Source organism: Shewanella sp. ISS20 (assembly GCF_056522965.1).
In genome coordinates this window covers 1,598,260-1,612,391 of record NZ_JAWRZK010000001.1, presented here as the reverse complement: position 1 = coordinate 1,612,391, position 14,132 = coordinate 1,598,260, and the positions used below count along the sequence as shown (strand labels likewise).

The following is a 14,132-nucleotide window of genomic DNA, read 5'->3' as shown; positions in this document are numbered from 1 at the left end:
CAATCAAGGCTTGGCGGAGAATAGCATGCAGCAAAATCAATCTGTGTTTTTAGCGCCTGTAGTCACTACGGCAGTCAATGGCAGCTCAACTAACGCCAGTTTAGTCAATAGCGGCTCAGCTAATACGCGCAGTCAAGTGGCATCTAGCCGTGATAGTGATTTCTCCGCCGCGTTAACGGCCGCCGCCAATGCTAGGCAGCAAAGAGCTGAGCAGTTACAGCAAGAAAATACCCAAATGGCGGCTAATAATAAGCTTGCCGCTGCTCAAAGGGCGGCCAATGACAGCCGCAGAGATACCGCTAATCGCGACGCGGCAAGTAGAGATGCAACGCGCGCCCAGCAAACAAGTACTGACACGCCAAGAAATCCAGAGATTAAGCCTGTTAAAAATAGCGATACTAACACCGCATTAACCGATAAAACTAAACCGTTAAATCATGACGTTAATCAAGCTAACAAGCCGGCTGTCAGTCAAGATAAACACTTGCCGCTTGGCAAAAATTTTGGCCGTGACGATTTTATGACGCTGATGTTTAGCCAGTTAGGTATTGATGACTCAGCCCTTGATTCCCTCAATGTCAATCAATTAGCTGGGGCCGATGCTCGTTTAGATGGTGAGCTCAGTTTAGCGGTTGAAGAGCTTGATGCCTTACTGCAAGGCAGCTCTATACCTGAGGCAGAGCTTTCACTAGAGCAGCTATTAGCGCTGTCGTTGGAACATGAACAGCCCACAGACATAGATGCCAAAGTACTCAATGAACTTGCGGCCTTATTAGCTCAGTGGCAGCAAGGCAATGATAAAGAGGCATTACCGCCTGATTTACAGAATTTGCTAACCAATACTTGGGAGCAATTGCAGCAAGGGCAAGCACTTGAGTTATCAAGCAATGAGTTAGCGCAGTTCAAAGAGTGGTTAAGCACGCAAGGGCTGGAGGCTAAGGCATTGGATAAGCTTGATGCTCCTAGTTTGGCTGCCATGCTGCAACAAACCTTAGCCGCCTCTGGTGAGCCTTTGCCAAATACTGAACCTAAATGGCAAGCCGCGAAAGATGCGCTGGCTGCTACGGTTGTCAGTGGTAAGGACGTTAATAGCTTGGTACTGAGTGATGGCGCGAATCATCCTAAAACGGCGCTAACTAATAACGCCAATAGTCAGAAGGGCTATCAAGCTGAGCTATCAGCCAGCGCTACAGCGCAGTTACATGCCAATAGCCATTCAGCACTTAATCAAAGCCCACAAAGTCGCAGTAACATTTTAGGCGAGGGACTAGTGAATAGTGCGCCAAATGCTGGCGTTAATCTTGAGGCTCAATCGCCGCTAAATAGCCAAGGGAGCATGGCTTCACAACTTAGCAAATCACTATTAACGCCGCAAGATGCACCGCTAACCGATAAGCAAATGGCAAGTTTGTTAGCCGATGCAAAATTTCAAGTGGTTGAAAATGATCCTAAAACCATAAATGTATTACCAAGTACAGCTAGCGTAAGCCTGGATGCCACTAAAACCCAAAACGTAAGCCAAGTGCAATTATCGTTACGCCAGCATTTAGATCAGCAGCTGCAACAGCATGAAATGATTGAGCGCTTTGCGCCTGTGATGCGATCACAATTGCTGGCCATGGTGTCTCAAGGGATTGGGCAAGCGGAAATTCGTCTCGATCCGCCTGAACTTGGCAGCCTGTTAGTGCGCATTCAAGTGCAGGGCGAACAAACCCAAGTGCAGTTTGTGGCAGCCTCAGCGCAAACCCGCGACATGCTTGAACAAGCCATGCCGAAATTACGCGACTTACTCAATGATCAGGGCATGCAATTAGCGGACTCACAGGTGTCTGAACAAGGCAAAGAGCAACAGCAGCAAGGTAAGCAAGAAGGCGGCATTGAAGGACAAACCGATATGTTGACTGAACTTAGCAGCGCCGAGCTCGAAACAAGTTCAAATCAGACAACTAGTTATGCTCAGGGTATAGATTATTATGCGTAAACAGGTAATCTGTATTTGGTTATATGATTTAACAACTGATACTTATGCTTTACTTGCGTTAGCTGCTAACTATCAATGAGTGAATGTTAAGGGATTAACCATGGCTGCTGGACTTGAACTTGAAAACAAAGACCAACCTAAGGCAAAAAGTAAACTGCCGTTGATTATCATAGCGGCTGTGGTTGTGCTGTTAGCTATTGGTGGCGGCGCCTTCTTTTTCTTAAGTGGCGGTGAAGAGCCAGCCCCTGAAACCGCCGAAGCCGGCGCGGCGGCAGCCCCTGCAACTGATGCTGCCGCCGCGCCCGCTACAGGTGAAGCCTTTTATGTGCCTATGCCAAGACCCTTCTTATTTAATCTCGCGGTAGGCAGTCGTACCCGTCTGGTGGAAATTAAAGTGCAACTTATGGGGCGCGGCACTGAAGATGCAGCCCTAATTTCTAAACATATTCCCTTAATTGAAGATGCCTTGTTATCAAGCTTTAGCGCGGCCGAAGCCAGTAATCTTAGTACGCAAGCGGGTAAAGATGAACTGCGCACCGACGCGTTAAATAAAGTGCAAACCACAGTGCAAACTGTGACGGGTCGTAAGTTGGTGGAGCAAGTGCTCTTCACTGGTTTTGTCATGCAATAACCAAGATAAGGTCTGAGTGTGAGCGATTTATTAAGCCAAGACGAAATTGATGCCTTACTGCATGGCGTCGACGATGTAGAAGAAGATAGCCCTAGTGAGGCAGGGACAGGTCGTTCTTATGACTTTTCTTCCCAAGATAGAATTGTGCGCGGCCGTATGCCGACCTTGGAGATAGTTAATGAACGCTTTGCCCGTCACTTACGCATAAGCATGTTCAACATGATGCGCCGCTCGGTTGAGGTCTCGATTAATGGCGTGCAAATGCTCAAATTTGGTGAATACATTCACACCTTGTTTGTGCCTACCAGTCTTAACATGGTGCGCTTTAGCCCGCTTAAAGGAACTGGGCTTATCACCATGGAAGCGCGTTTAGTGTTTATTTTGGTGGATAACTTTTTTGGCGGTGATGGCCGCTTTCACGCCAAAATTGAAGGGCGGGAATTTACCCCCACAGAGCGGCGCATTATTCAGCTATTGCTCAAAATTATTTTTGAAGATTACAAAGATGCTTGGGCGCCGGTGATGGATACAGAATTTGAATATTTAGATTCTGAAGTGAACCCTGCCATGGCCAACATAGTGAGCCCCACCGAAGTGGTGGTGATAAGTTCATTTCATATTGAACTTGATGGTGGCGGTGGTGATTTTCACATCACTATGCCGTACTCCATGATAGAACCGATTCGCGAGATGCTGGACGCTGGTGTGCAGAGTGACAAGCAAGATACGGACATTCGCTGGTCGCAGGCGCTGCGGGATGAAATTATGGATGTGGATGTTGCCATTGAATCCACAGTAGTGAAAAAGGTCATCACCCTTAAAGATGTGATGGAGATGAAAGCGGGCGATATTATCCCAGTGGATTTACCTGAATACATGGTGATGGAAGTGGAGAAATTGCCAAGTTTTCGCTGCAAACTTGGGCAAGCAGGCGACAATTTGGCCCTGAAAATCTATGAAAAAATTCCGCGGCCAGCGCCTATGAAGAGTCAATTACAACTGATTACCAGAAAAGGCAAAGCGAAAGAACTACAAGGTGATACTCATGAGTAATGATATGGATGATTGGGCCGCAGCAATGGCGGAGCAAGCGGATGAAGAAGCGAGTGCAGTGGTGCTTGATCAGTTTAAAGATGAGTCAGCGCCAATTACAGCAGAAGAGAAAGCCAAGCTTGATAGCATCATGGATATTCCTGTAACTATCGCTATGGAAGTTGGTCGCAGTTTTATTTCCATTAGAAATTTACTGCAGCTAAATCAAGGCTCAGTGGTGGAGCTTGATAGGGTAGCCGGCGAGCCATTGGATGTCATGGTCAACGGCACCTTGATTGCCCATGGGGAAGTGGTGGTCGTTAACGATAAATTCGGTATTCGTCTTACCGATGTGATTAGCCAAACCGAACGGATTAAAAAACTCAAATAAGGACAATCATGTCAGGATTTATAGCGCTGGCGAGCAATGCCTCTGATACCGCAACTAAGGTTGCTGGCGATGGGGCAAGTAATGTTGCAAGCAATGTGGCGAATAATGTGACGAGCAGCGCCGCCACTGGCATAAGCCAAGCAGGTGTCACCAGTGCTGACCCCACATCGATAGCGACCATGGCCAGCATGGCAGGCGGTTTAGTGGTGGTGTTAGTGGTGATTTTTGTCCTGGCCTGGTTAGTGAGGCGCTTAAATTTAGTGCCTGGCCAGCATGGGTTAATCAAAACCATAGCAGTCACGCCCTTAGGCCAAAAGGAAAAATTAGTGCTGATGGAGCTTGATGGTCAGCAATATTTATTAGGGGTTACAGCGCACAACATTAGTTTGCTCGATAAGTTGGCAGAACCTATTAATCACACCCCTATTAACTTTGCTGAAAGGCTAAAACAAGTAAAGCAAGCTAAGCAAGGCGCAGGTTCTGTGCATGTACGGCGCGAGGATCCTGCGCTATGAGACTGGCAGCCATTACTAGGCTCAGCCTATGGTTGCTGCCTCTGCTGTGGTTAAGTCCAGCTTTATGGGCAAGTGATGGCATTTTACCTGCGGTTACTGTCACTCAAGGGCCCGATGGCTCGAGTCAATATTCAGTCACTATGCAAATTTTATTGCTAATGACAGCCATGAGCTTTATTCCGGCCATGGTGATTATGTTGACCTCATTTACTCGCATCATAGTGGTGCTGTCTATTTTGCGCCAAGCCATAGGGCTGCAACAAACGCCTTCAAACCAAGTGTTGATTGGTCTTAGCTTATTCATGACGTTTTTTATTATGACGCCGGTGTTTGATGAGATTTATGCAAAAGCCGTGACCCCTTATATGGATGGCACGCTTAATATTGAGCAGGCTTATCAGCAAGGAAAAGATCCACTCAAAGCCTTTATGCTGGCACAAACTCGTGATACCGATTTAAAAACCTTCATAGATATCGCAGGTTACGACAATATCCCATCGCCCGAAGCCACCCCAATGCAAGTGATAGTGCCGGCCTTCATTACCAGTGAATTAAAGACGGCGTTTCAAATTGGTTTCATGCTGTTTATTCCGTTTCTGGTGTTGGATTTAGTCGTCGCCAGTATCTTAATGGCCATGGGCATGATGATGCTGTCGCCCATGATAGTGTCTTTACCCTTTAAGATTATGCTGTTTGTGCTGGTGGATGGTTGGAGCTTAGTCATGGGGTCGCTCGCTACCAGTTTTGGCTTAGGTAACTAATAGTGGCGGCGTTATTGCTTAAGGAGAAATTATGTCACCTGAGATGATGGTGGATATTTTCCGTGAGGCCTTAGGCGCCATAGTGATTATGGTTTCTGTGATAGTTGTGCCAGGGCTAATTGTCGGCTTAGTGGTGGCCGTGTTTCAAGCGGCGACCTCAATCAACGAACAGACCTTAAGTTTTTTACCTCGTTTATTAGCCACCTTGTTCGCTCTGATGTTTTTAGGCCATTGGCTAATACAAACCATGATGGATTTCTTTATTGAAATGGTGCGGCGCATTCCTATGGCCATAGGCTAACTCAAGGGTAAAGGCTGAATGTGGATATTTTATTTAGCAGTATTAATGCGACCTTAGCTGCCTATGTCTGGCCGCTGTTTCGCATTTCTAGCATGTTGATGGTGATGGTGGTGTTTGGCGCCACCACAACCCCAAGACGAGTGCGATTATTACTCGCTATGGCCATTACCGTTGCAGTCGCGCCTATGCTGCCCCCTATGCCAGATATTCAGTTATTTTCATTTCCCGCTATTTTTGTGAGTGCTCAGCAAATTTTGATTGGGGTCGCGACCGGGCTGGTATCGATATTAATGGTGCAAATCTTTGTGTTGGCAGGGCAAATTATCGGTATGCAAACATCCTTAGGTTTTGCTTCCATGGTGGATCCAGGTTCAGGCCAGCAAACCCCTGTGGTGAGTAACTTTTTCCTATTATTAAGCACCTTAATATTTTTAGCTGTTGATGGGCATCTGTTGATGATCCGCATGCTCATTGCGAGCTTTGAGACGATTCCAGTGTCGACTAGTGGCATTAATATTGAGCGTTATCAAGACTTAGCCCTGTGGGGCAGTTATATGTTTGGCGCGGCGCTCACTATGTCCATTTCTGCCATAGTGGCCTTACTCCTGATTAACATTGCTTTTGGCGTGATGACGCGGGCATCGCCGCAACTCAACATTTTCGCCATTGGTTTTCCTATCACCATGATAAGTGGTCTAGTGATTATTTGGTTAACCCTTGAGCCCATCATGGCGCATTTTCATCAAGTCTGGGCGGCGGCTCAAGTGCTTATGTGTGATTTATTGGCGCTGCAATGCCAAGTTAACCCTTAAAACGCCGTAAGTCTTGGCAGTGTAATAGTCAGTGGAGCAGGGATAATGTCTGAAGACAGCGGTCAAGAAAAAACCGAACAACCCACATCGAGGCGCCTAGAGCAGGCGCGCGAAAAAGGGCAAATTGCCCGCTCTAAAGAATTAGGTACTGCGGCGGTATTATTGGCCTCGGCCATAGGGCTTATCGTGACTGGGCCTGCTATTGCCCAAGGGCTTGCCAATGTTATGGCGGCGACCTTTAGTCGCACCCGCGCCCAAATATTTGATGCTAATGCCATGTTTAATATTTGGAAAGTGGTGGTATCTGAGCTCGCTTGGCCAGTGGCAAGTTTTATTTTGATGCTGACTGTGGTTGCCATCATTGGCAATATTTTACTTGGCGGCTTTAATTTCTCGACCCAAGCCATGATGCCTAAGGCCAGTAAGATGAGCCCTATGGCTGGCTTTAAGCGAATGTTTGGAGTGCAAGCTTTAGTTGAACTGGGTAAAGGATTAGCTAAATTCGCTGTGGTGGTCGCCATGGTGTATTTACTATTAAAATTTTACTACGGCGATATTTTACAGCTGTCACGTGGCCATTTACCCAGCAATATGCGTGATGCCATGGATTTACTGGCGTGGATGTTTTTACTACTGTGTAGCTCATTGATCCTTATCGCCGCCATCGATGTCCCCTTTCAGATGTGGCACCATAACAAGCAGCTTAAAATGACGCTGCAAGAGATTAAAGATGAATACAAGGACACTGAAGGTAAGCCAGAAGTAAAAGGTAAAATTCGGCAAATGCAGCGCGAGATTTCCCAGCGCCGTATGATGGCAAAAATCCCTGAGGCGGATGTGATTATGGTGAACCCTGAGCACTACGCGGTGGCGCTTAAATACGATGTCAAACAGGCGGCCGTGCCTTTTGTGGTGGCCAAAGGCAGTGATGAGATTGCCTTTAAAATTCGAGAAATTGCTAGGGCTTACAATATTCCTATCGTATCAGCGCCGCCGCTCACTCGCGCTATTTATTACAGCACTAAGCTTGATCAACAAATCCCCGATGGATTGTTTACCGCCGTGGCGCAGGTGCTCGCCTATATTTATCAGTTAAAGCAATTCCAGCAAGGTAAAGGTCGCAAACCCACGCCCATTCCCGCCAATCAACCTATCCCTGATGAGCTTAAGCATTAAGCGGCCAATAGTCTGTTTAAGCTTGTAAACGGGCTATTGGCGACTCCAACAAATGACTAAACACAGTTGGCGTAATCCTTGCTGAGTGAGATGACTCTCGCTCGCAGCGTCAAAGTTCAGGCAGCTTGTTATGGATATGAAAGCCACGTTTGGTCAAATAAAGCAAATTAAGCCAGCGCATATGCGCGGCATTGGCACGCCGGCGCTGGTGTTAGCAGCGCTGGCGATGATAGTGCTACCCATGCCGCCGCCGCTGTTAGACATCTTGTTTTCCTTTAATATTTCGCTCGCATTAGTCGTGCTATTGGTGGCGATTTACACCAATCGACCGTTAGATTTTGCCGCCTTCCCAACGGTATTGTTAGTCGCCACCTTATTAAGACTGGCGCTTAACGTAGCATCCACCCGTGTGGTGTTACTTGAAGGCCATAATGGCCCTGCGGCTGCCGGTAAAGTGATTGAGGCCTTTGGTACTGTGGTCATAGGCGGTAATTATGCCGTGGGCTTAGTGGTGTTTTTAATCTTAATCATAATCAACTTCTCGGTAGTAACCAAAGGTGCGGGCCGCATCTCAGAAGTAAGTGCTCGCTTTACCTTGGATGCTATGCCTGGCAAACAAATGGCCATTGATGCAGATTTAAATGCGGGCTTAATTACTCAAGAGCAAGCCCGGACTAGGCGCCAAGAAGTGACTCGTGAAGCCGACTTTTACGGCGCTATGGACGGCGCGTCAAAATTCACCAAAGGAGATGCCATTGCCGGCATTATTATTCTGTTTATCAACATAATAGGCGGCTTTATTATCGGCATGATGCAGCACGGCTTAAGTTTTGGTGAGGCGGCTGAAATCTACACTTTACTAACCATAGGTGATGGCTTGGTCGCGCAAATTCCAGGGTTATTATTATCCATTGCTGCCGCCTTAATGGTGACTCGCCAAAATGAAGCGGGTGACATGGGACAGATGATGATTGGCCAAATGTTTGACAACCCAAAGGCGCTCGCCATTGCCTCGGCAGTGATGTTGATTATGGGCATAGTGCCTGGTATGCCGCATTTAGCTTTTATCAGTTTTGCAGGGTTAACCGGTGGCATAGCTTGGCTGCTTTATCGTAAGCAGACGCGAGCTAAAGCGTTAGCGGCAGAAGCGGCGATGACTGGCCCAGTTGAGAGCGAAAATAAAGGGCCTAAAGAGCTGAGTTGGGATGATGTGCATCATGTTGACACTATTGGGCTTGAGGTTGGCTATCGACTCATCCCGTTAGTGGATAAAGGCCAAGGCGGCGAATTGCTTGGGCGCATTAAAGGCGTGCGTAAAAAGCTGTCACAAGAATTGGGTTTCTTAATTCCTGCGGTGCATATTCGCGATAATCTTGATTTATCACCCAATTCTTACCGCATAGCCTTAATGGGCGTCACTGTGGGTGAGGCTGAAATTCGCCATGATTGCGAGCTGGCCATCAATCCTGGCCAAGTGTATGGCAAGTTAGATGGCACACCGACTCGCGATCCCGCCTTTGGATTAGAAGCGGTATGGATTAACCCCTCACAGCGCGAGCAAGCCCAAACCTTAGGTTACACAGTCGTGGATGCTGCCACCGTAGTGGCCACTCACTTAAGTCAGTTATTGCATAATAACTCGTTTAAATTATTGGGTTATGAGGAAGTACAACAACTGCTGGATATGCTGGCCAAGCTGTCACCTAAGCTGGTGGATGGCCTAGTGCCAGATGTCATGTCTTTAGGCTCAGTGGTTAAAGTGATGCAAAATTTACTGAATGATGGCGTCTCTATTCGTGACTTAAAGACCATAGTGCAAACCTTACTTGAGTATGGCACTAAGAGTAATGATACCGAAGTGCTGACGGCTGCTGTGCGTATCGCCTTGAAACGCATGATAGTTCAGGAAATCTCCGGCCCAGAATTAGAAATCCCCGTCATAACCTTGGCGCCAGAGTTGGAACAGATGTTGCATCAGTCAATGCAAGCGTCTGGCGGTGAAGGTCCAAACATTGAGCCTGGACTGGCAGAACGGATGCAGCAGTCATTGGCCGATGCGGCGCAACGACAAGAGATGGTAGGGCAACCTGCAGTGTTATTAACCTCGGGCATGCTTAGGTCGACCTTATCTCGGTTTACTAAGTACACAATTCCTAATTTACGGGTGATTTCGTATCAAGAAGTCCCCGATGAGAAACAAATTAGGATAGTCGCCGCTGTCGGTCACTAGAGGACATTTAATTGAAAATTAAACGATTTTTTGCAAAAGATATGCGCAGCGCCTTAGCTCAAGTGAAAGATACTTTAGGCTCAGATGCTGTGATCATGTCTAACAAGAAAGTCCCTGGCGGCATAGAGATAGTGGCAGCTGTGGATTACGACGAACCTAAAGCAAATATCGCAAGCTCAGCGCCGCAGTCATTGGCTAAGACCTTGTTTGCCAATGCGAATACTGTTGCTAATGCGCAGGCTCCAGCGCGCGCACTTAGCGATGATACTGTATCTCTTGGCACGCAAGCTAATGCACAAAGCGCCCAAGCAAGCATACGCGCCAGAAATCAGTCAGCCACAGTGGCAGCGCCAAAACCTCTGCTGCGTCAACCGTTAGCGCCTGAGCAGCAAGCGCAAGTGAGTGATGGCGATAGCCTGCAGGCATTACTGGCAAAGCAGCATGCAAAATTGCAGCAAGTTAATCAAGAAGCGGCACCTGAGTTACCCGCGTGGGCGCGCGGATTAGAGCAAGCGGCAAAATCTAATGTCGCCGCTAGTTTAAGCGCGCATTCAAATAAAGCATCAAATTCACGCACTAAACGCAAAGCCGATAATCATGAGGCCACAGACATAGTGGCCATGCGTGAAGAATTAAGCTCATTGCGACATTTATTGACGCATCAGTTGTCATCGTTACTGATGGATAAAAAACAGCGTCAAGATCCTGTGGGCGCTATGCTTGAGCAAAATTTGTTAGAAGCGGAATTTTCGCCCGCACTTGCTGCTAAATTAGCTAGTTTAACTCAGCATTATTCTCCTGCTGAGCTTGTGCATGCATTGCCACAAAGTTTAGCCAATATGTTAAATAATCAGGGTGATGATATAGTTCATCGCGGCGGTATAGTGGCATTTGTGGGGCCAACTGGGGTTGGTAAAACCACCACCTTAGCCAAATTGGCCGCGCGTTTTGCTGCCAAGCATGGCAGTGATAGCGTGGGCTTAATTACTATGGATCATTATCGCATTGGCGCCTTTGAACAATTAGCCACCTATGGCAAGATTATGGGGTGCCCTGTGAAGCAAGCTCATGATATTAATGAGTTAGAGCAAATACTATATCAATTTAAAAATCGAAAATTAGTGTTAATTGATACGGCGGGTATGGGGCAAAGGGACATGCGACTCTATCAACAATTGGATACGTTAGCCGCTAATAATCGCCTCCCAATCCGCAGTTATTTAGTGTTATCAGCCACTTCTCAGCGTAAAGTAATGGAAGAAGCCGTACGACATTTTCAGCGCATTCCATTGGCTGGCGCCGTGTTAACTAAAATGGATGAATCTGTTTCCATCGCAGCAGCATTGTGCACCTTAATTGCCAATAGCTTACCATTAAGTTATGTCACTGACGGTCAAAGAGTACCCGAAGATATGCAGGTAGCCGACACCTATGCCCTCGCTAAGCAGGCCTTAGCTGGACTCAATGTGTCAGCACAAGAATTACAAGAAACCTGGTCAGATTCTATGGCCTATGCATTTGAGTAAAGTTATGACTCCTGATCAAGCAAGCGGTTTACGCAAAATGAATCAACCTATGAATGAGAAAGTAAAAGTTATTGCGGTCACAGGCGGTAAAGGCGGTGTGGGTAAAACCAGCGTCTCAATCAATACTGCGGTGGCTATGGCTGAAAAAGGCAAGCGGGTGCTGGTGCTTGATGCCGACTTAGGATTAGCTAACGTCGACGTTATGCTCGGAATTCGCGCTGAACGTAATTTATCCCATGTGTTATCCGGTGAAGCCGAGCTTGACGATATTATTGTTCGCGGCCCTAAAGGCATAGGCATAGTGCCGGCAACCTCTGGCACCCAAGGCATGGTGGAGCTCACTCCTGCTCAGCACGCTGGGCTTATTCGCGCCTTTAGTGAAATGCGCACTCAATTTGATGTGTTAGTGGTCGATACTGCCGCCGGCATTTCTGACATGGTGCTAAGTTTTTCCCGCGCCGCACAAGATGTCGTCGTGGTGGTGTGTGATGAACCCACGTCAATCACGGATGCTTATGCTTTAATTAAAATTTTAAGCCGTGAGCACGGAGTGTTCCGCTTTAAAATTGTGGCCAATATGGTCAGAACTTTACGTGAAGGAATGGAGTTGTTTGCTAAGCTTAGTCGTGTCACGGATAGATTTTTGGATGTCGCCTTGGAGTTAGTCGCGACCATACCTTTCGATGAAAATCTACGTAAGTCAGTCCGCAAACAGAAATTGGTTGTGGAAGCTTATCCTAAATCTCCCGCGGCAATTGCGTATCAAGGCTTGGCAAACAAGGTCATCAGTTGGCCGGTGCCGACTCAGCCTGGTGGGCATCTTGAGTTTTTTGTTGAACGATTAGTGCAGCGACCAAATTATCAAGAGGATAGGGCGAGTGAATAAAGCAGCCGCATATTCCGGCATCCATGATAAGACCAGCATAGTTGAACAATATGCGCCGTTAGTGAAACGCATCGCCCACCATTTGTTGGCGCGTTTACCTGCATCGGTTCAATTAGATGATTTATTACAAGCCGGAATGATGGGGTTGCTGGAAGCATCGTCAAATTTTGATAGTAGCAAGGGTGCGAAATTTGAAACCTTTGCCGGCATCCGTATTCGCGGTGCCATGTTGGATGAAATTCGCCGTGGCGACTGGGTTCCACGCTCAGTGCATCGCAATAATCGTCTAGTTGCCCAAGCCATTGAAACACTAGAACAAGCCTTAGGTCGAGATCCTTCTGATATAGAAATTGCCGATAAACTTGCTATGCCGCTAGATGAGTACCATCATATTCTTAACGATGTTTCTACAGGAAAAATCATAGGGATAGAAGATCTAGGCGGAACGACTGATTTTTTCGCTCCGGATGCTAGTGTCGATGACGGTACGTTTGAGTCTTTAGCGCAATCACAATTTCAAAGCGCTCTAGTTCATGCCATTACGTTGTTACCCGAAAAAGATGCTTTAGTTTTATCGCTTTATTACGATGAAGAACTGAATTTAAAAGAAATAGGAGCCATACTTGAGGTGAGTGAGTCACGAGTTAGCCAGATCCACAGTCAGGCAATGCTTAGGTTAAAAGCCAAACTCAAACAATGGACACAATTATAAATACTGACGGAGCAGTAGCTCACCGGAGGAAGCCTTGGACAAGAACATGAAAATTCTTATCGTGGATGACTTTTCGACCATGAGACGGATCATTAAAAACTTGTTGCGTGATCTAGGATTTAATAACACACAGGAAGCCGATGACGGTTCAACCGCGCTGCCTATGTTGCAAAAAGGGGACTTTGACTTTGTGGTCACAGATTGGAACATGCCGGGAATGCAAGGTATTGATTTATTAAAGGCGATGCGTGCTGATGATAAATTAAAAACCATTCCGGTATTAATGGTGACCGCAGAAGCTAAGCGTGAACAGATTATTGCAGCGGCGCAAGCCGGAGTAAATGGCTATGTGGTTAAGCCTTTTACCGCCGCTACCCTCAAAGAAAAACTGGATAAAATCTTCGAACGTCTCGGTTAAGCAAAGGATATGCTATGCAGGATGCAACCACCGGGCTAATCAACCTTGAGCAGGCCCACCAACTTGTGGCAATGCTTAGTGATGGTCAACAACAATTGGCTGATGATTTTATTCGGGAACTAGCTCAACCTCTGCAAAAAGAATTATTTGATGAAGTGGGGAAGCTCACCCGTCAGTTGCACAATTCTCTAGCCGATTTTCAACTCGACAGTCGTTTAACTGCTTTGGCACATACAGACATTCCCGATGCCAAAGAGCGCTTAAATTATGTCATTCAAATGACAGAACAAGCAGCTAACAAGACTATGGATGCCATTGAAATAGCCTTACCAGTTGCAGACACACTATTGACGAGTCTTGCGAGCGTTAAGCCTGCTTGGGAAAGGCTGATGCGCCGAGATATTGATTTGACCGAATTTAAAAGTTTGTGTCATGACGTTCAACATTTTATGCAGCACACGGAAGAAAATACTTTACGCTTAAAAGAGTTATTGAATCAGGTATTGATGGCTCAGGATTTCCAAGACTTAACTGGGCAAATGATCCGCCGAGTCATAGATCTCGTTCGTGAAGTAGAAAACAACTTAGTTTCGATGTTAACCGTGTTTGGTGACCTACCAGATACAAGGGATAAATCATCGCAACTATCAGGGATTGAAGCCGAAGGCCCAATAATGAATGCAGATGTTCGTCAAGACGCGGTTGCAGGTCAAGACGAAGTGGATGATTTGCTTTCAAGTTTAGGTTTTTGATAAGGAGT

Annotated in this window: 15 protein-coding genes; all 15 read left to right on the top strand. The window is 46.8% G+C overall.

Features of this window, described 5'->3' with window-relative positions; genetic code table 11:
• Positions 1-25 precede the first annotated feature (25 nt).
• The 15 genes from AC1HDP_RS07325 (at position 26) to AC1HDP_RS07255 (ending at position 14,124) form a co-directional block, all read left to right on the top strand.
• The gene (locus AC1HDP_RS07325; RefSeq protein WP_479638246.1) at positions 26-1,981 is read left to right on the top strand and encodes a flagellar hook-length control protein FliK; all 1,956 of its coding nucleotides are present in this window, start codon (positions 26-28) and stop codon (positions 1,979-1,981) included.
• Between the two features lie 100 nt (positions 1,982-2,081).
• A complete protein-coding gene (gene fliL / locus AC1HDP_RS07320) occupies positions 2,082-2,612 on the top strand; it encodes a flagellar basal body-associated protein FliL (protein ID WP_479638245.1) in 531 nt (176 codons plus the stop codon).
• A gap of 18 nt (positions 2,613-2,630) precedes the next feature.
• Entirely contained in the window at positions 2,631-3,665 is a 1,035-nt protein-coding gene (gene fliM, locus AC1HDP_RS07315; RefSeq protein ID WP_479638244.1) for a flagellar motor switch protein FliM, read from the top strand.
• Positions 3,658-4,035, top strand: coding sequence for a flagellar motor switch protein FliN (fliN, locus tag AC1HDP_RS07310; protein WP_479638243.1), 378 nt, complete (start codon positions 3,658-3,660; stop codon positions 4,033-4,035). The genes fliM and fliN overlap by 8 nt, the downstream gene beginning before the upstream one ends.
• Positions 4,036-4,043: 8 nt before the next feature.
• Positions 4,044-4,550: a flagellar biosynthetic protein FliO gene (gene fliO / locus AC1HDP_RS07305; RefSeq protein WP_479638242.1), complete on the top strand. Its 507-nt coding sequence runs from the start codon at positions 4,044-4,046 to the stop codon at positions 4,548-4,550.
• Positions 4,547-5,311, top strand: a complete 765-nt coding sequence (gene fliP, locus AC1HDP_RS07300) for a flagellar type III secretion system pore protein FliP (RefSeq protein WP_479638241.1) — start codon at positions 4,547-4,549, stop codon at positions 5,309-5,311. The genes fliO and fliP overlap by 4 nt, the downstream gene beginning before the upstream one ends.
• A 31-nt stretch (positions 5,312-5,342) precedes the next feature.
• A complete protein-coding gene (gene fliQ, locus AC1HDP_RS07295; RefSeq protein WP_479638240.1) occupies positions 5,343-5,612 on the top strand; it encodes a flagellar biosynthesis protein FliQ in 270 nt (89 codons plus the stop codon).
• A gap of 20 nt (positions 5,613-5,632) precedes the next feature.
• A complete protein-coding gene (gene fliR, locus AC1HDP_RS07290) occupies positions 5,633-6,424 on the top strand; it encodes a flagellar biosynthetic protein FliR (RefSeq protein ID WP_479638239.1) in 792 nt (263 codons plus the stop codon).
• 45 nt (positions 6,425-6,469) lie between these two features.
• Positions 6,470-7,600: a flagellar biosynthesis protein FlhB gene (gene flhB, locus AC1HDP_RS07285; RefSeq protein WP_479638238.1), complete on the top strand. Its 1,131-nt coding sequence runs from the start codon at positions 6,470-6,472 to the stop codon at positions 7,598-7,600.
• A gap of 130 nt (positions 7,601-7,730) precedes the next feature.
• The gene (gene flhA, locus AC1HDP_RS07280) at positions 7,731-9,830 is read left to right on the top strand and encodes a flagellar biosynthesis protein FlhA (RefSeq protein ID WP_479638237.1); all 2,100 of its coding nucleotides are present in this window, start codon (positions 7,731-7,733) and stop codon (positions 9,828-9,830) included.
• A gap of 11 nt (positions 9,831-9,841) precedes the next feature.
• Complete coding sequence (flhF, locus tag AC1HDP_RS07275) at positions 9,842-11,356, top strand: flagellar biosynthesis protein FlhF (RefSeq protein WP_479638236.1); 1,515 nt, start codon at positions 9,842-9,844, stop codon at positions 11,354-11,356.
• Between the two features lie 4 nt (positions 11,357-11,360).
• Entirely contained in the window at positions 11,361-12,242 is an 882-nt protein-coding gene (locus AC1HDP_RS07270; RefSeq protein ID WP_479638235.1) for a MinD/ParA family protein, read from the top strand.
• A complete protein-coding gene (locus AC1HDP_RS07265; protein ID WP_479638234.1) occupies positions 12,235-12,954 on the top strand; it encodes an RNA polymerase sigma factor FliA in 720 nt (239 codons plus the stop codon). Before AC1HDP_RS07270 ends, AC1HDP_RS07265 begins: the two co-directional genes overlap by 8 nt.
• Positions 12,955-12,988: 34 nt before the next feature.
• Positions 12,989-13,372 carry a chemotaxis response regulator CheY gene (gene cheY / locus AC1HDP_RS07260; RefSeq protein WP_140933168.1) on the top strand — a complete coding sequence of 128 codons (384 nt, stop codon included), beginning with the start codon at positions 12,989-12,991 and terminating at the stop codon, positions 13,370-13,372.
• Between the two features lie 14 nt (positions 13,373-13,386).
• Entirely contained in the window at positions 13,387-14,124 is a 738-nt protein-coding gene (locus AC1HDP_RS07255) for a protein phosphatase CheZ (RefSeq protein ID WP_479638233.1), read from the top strand.
• Positions 14,125-14,132: the final 8 nt, after the last annotated feature.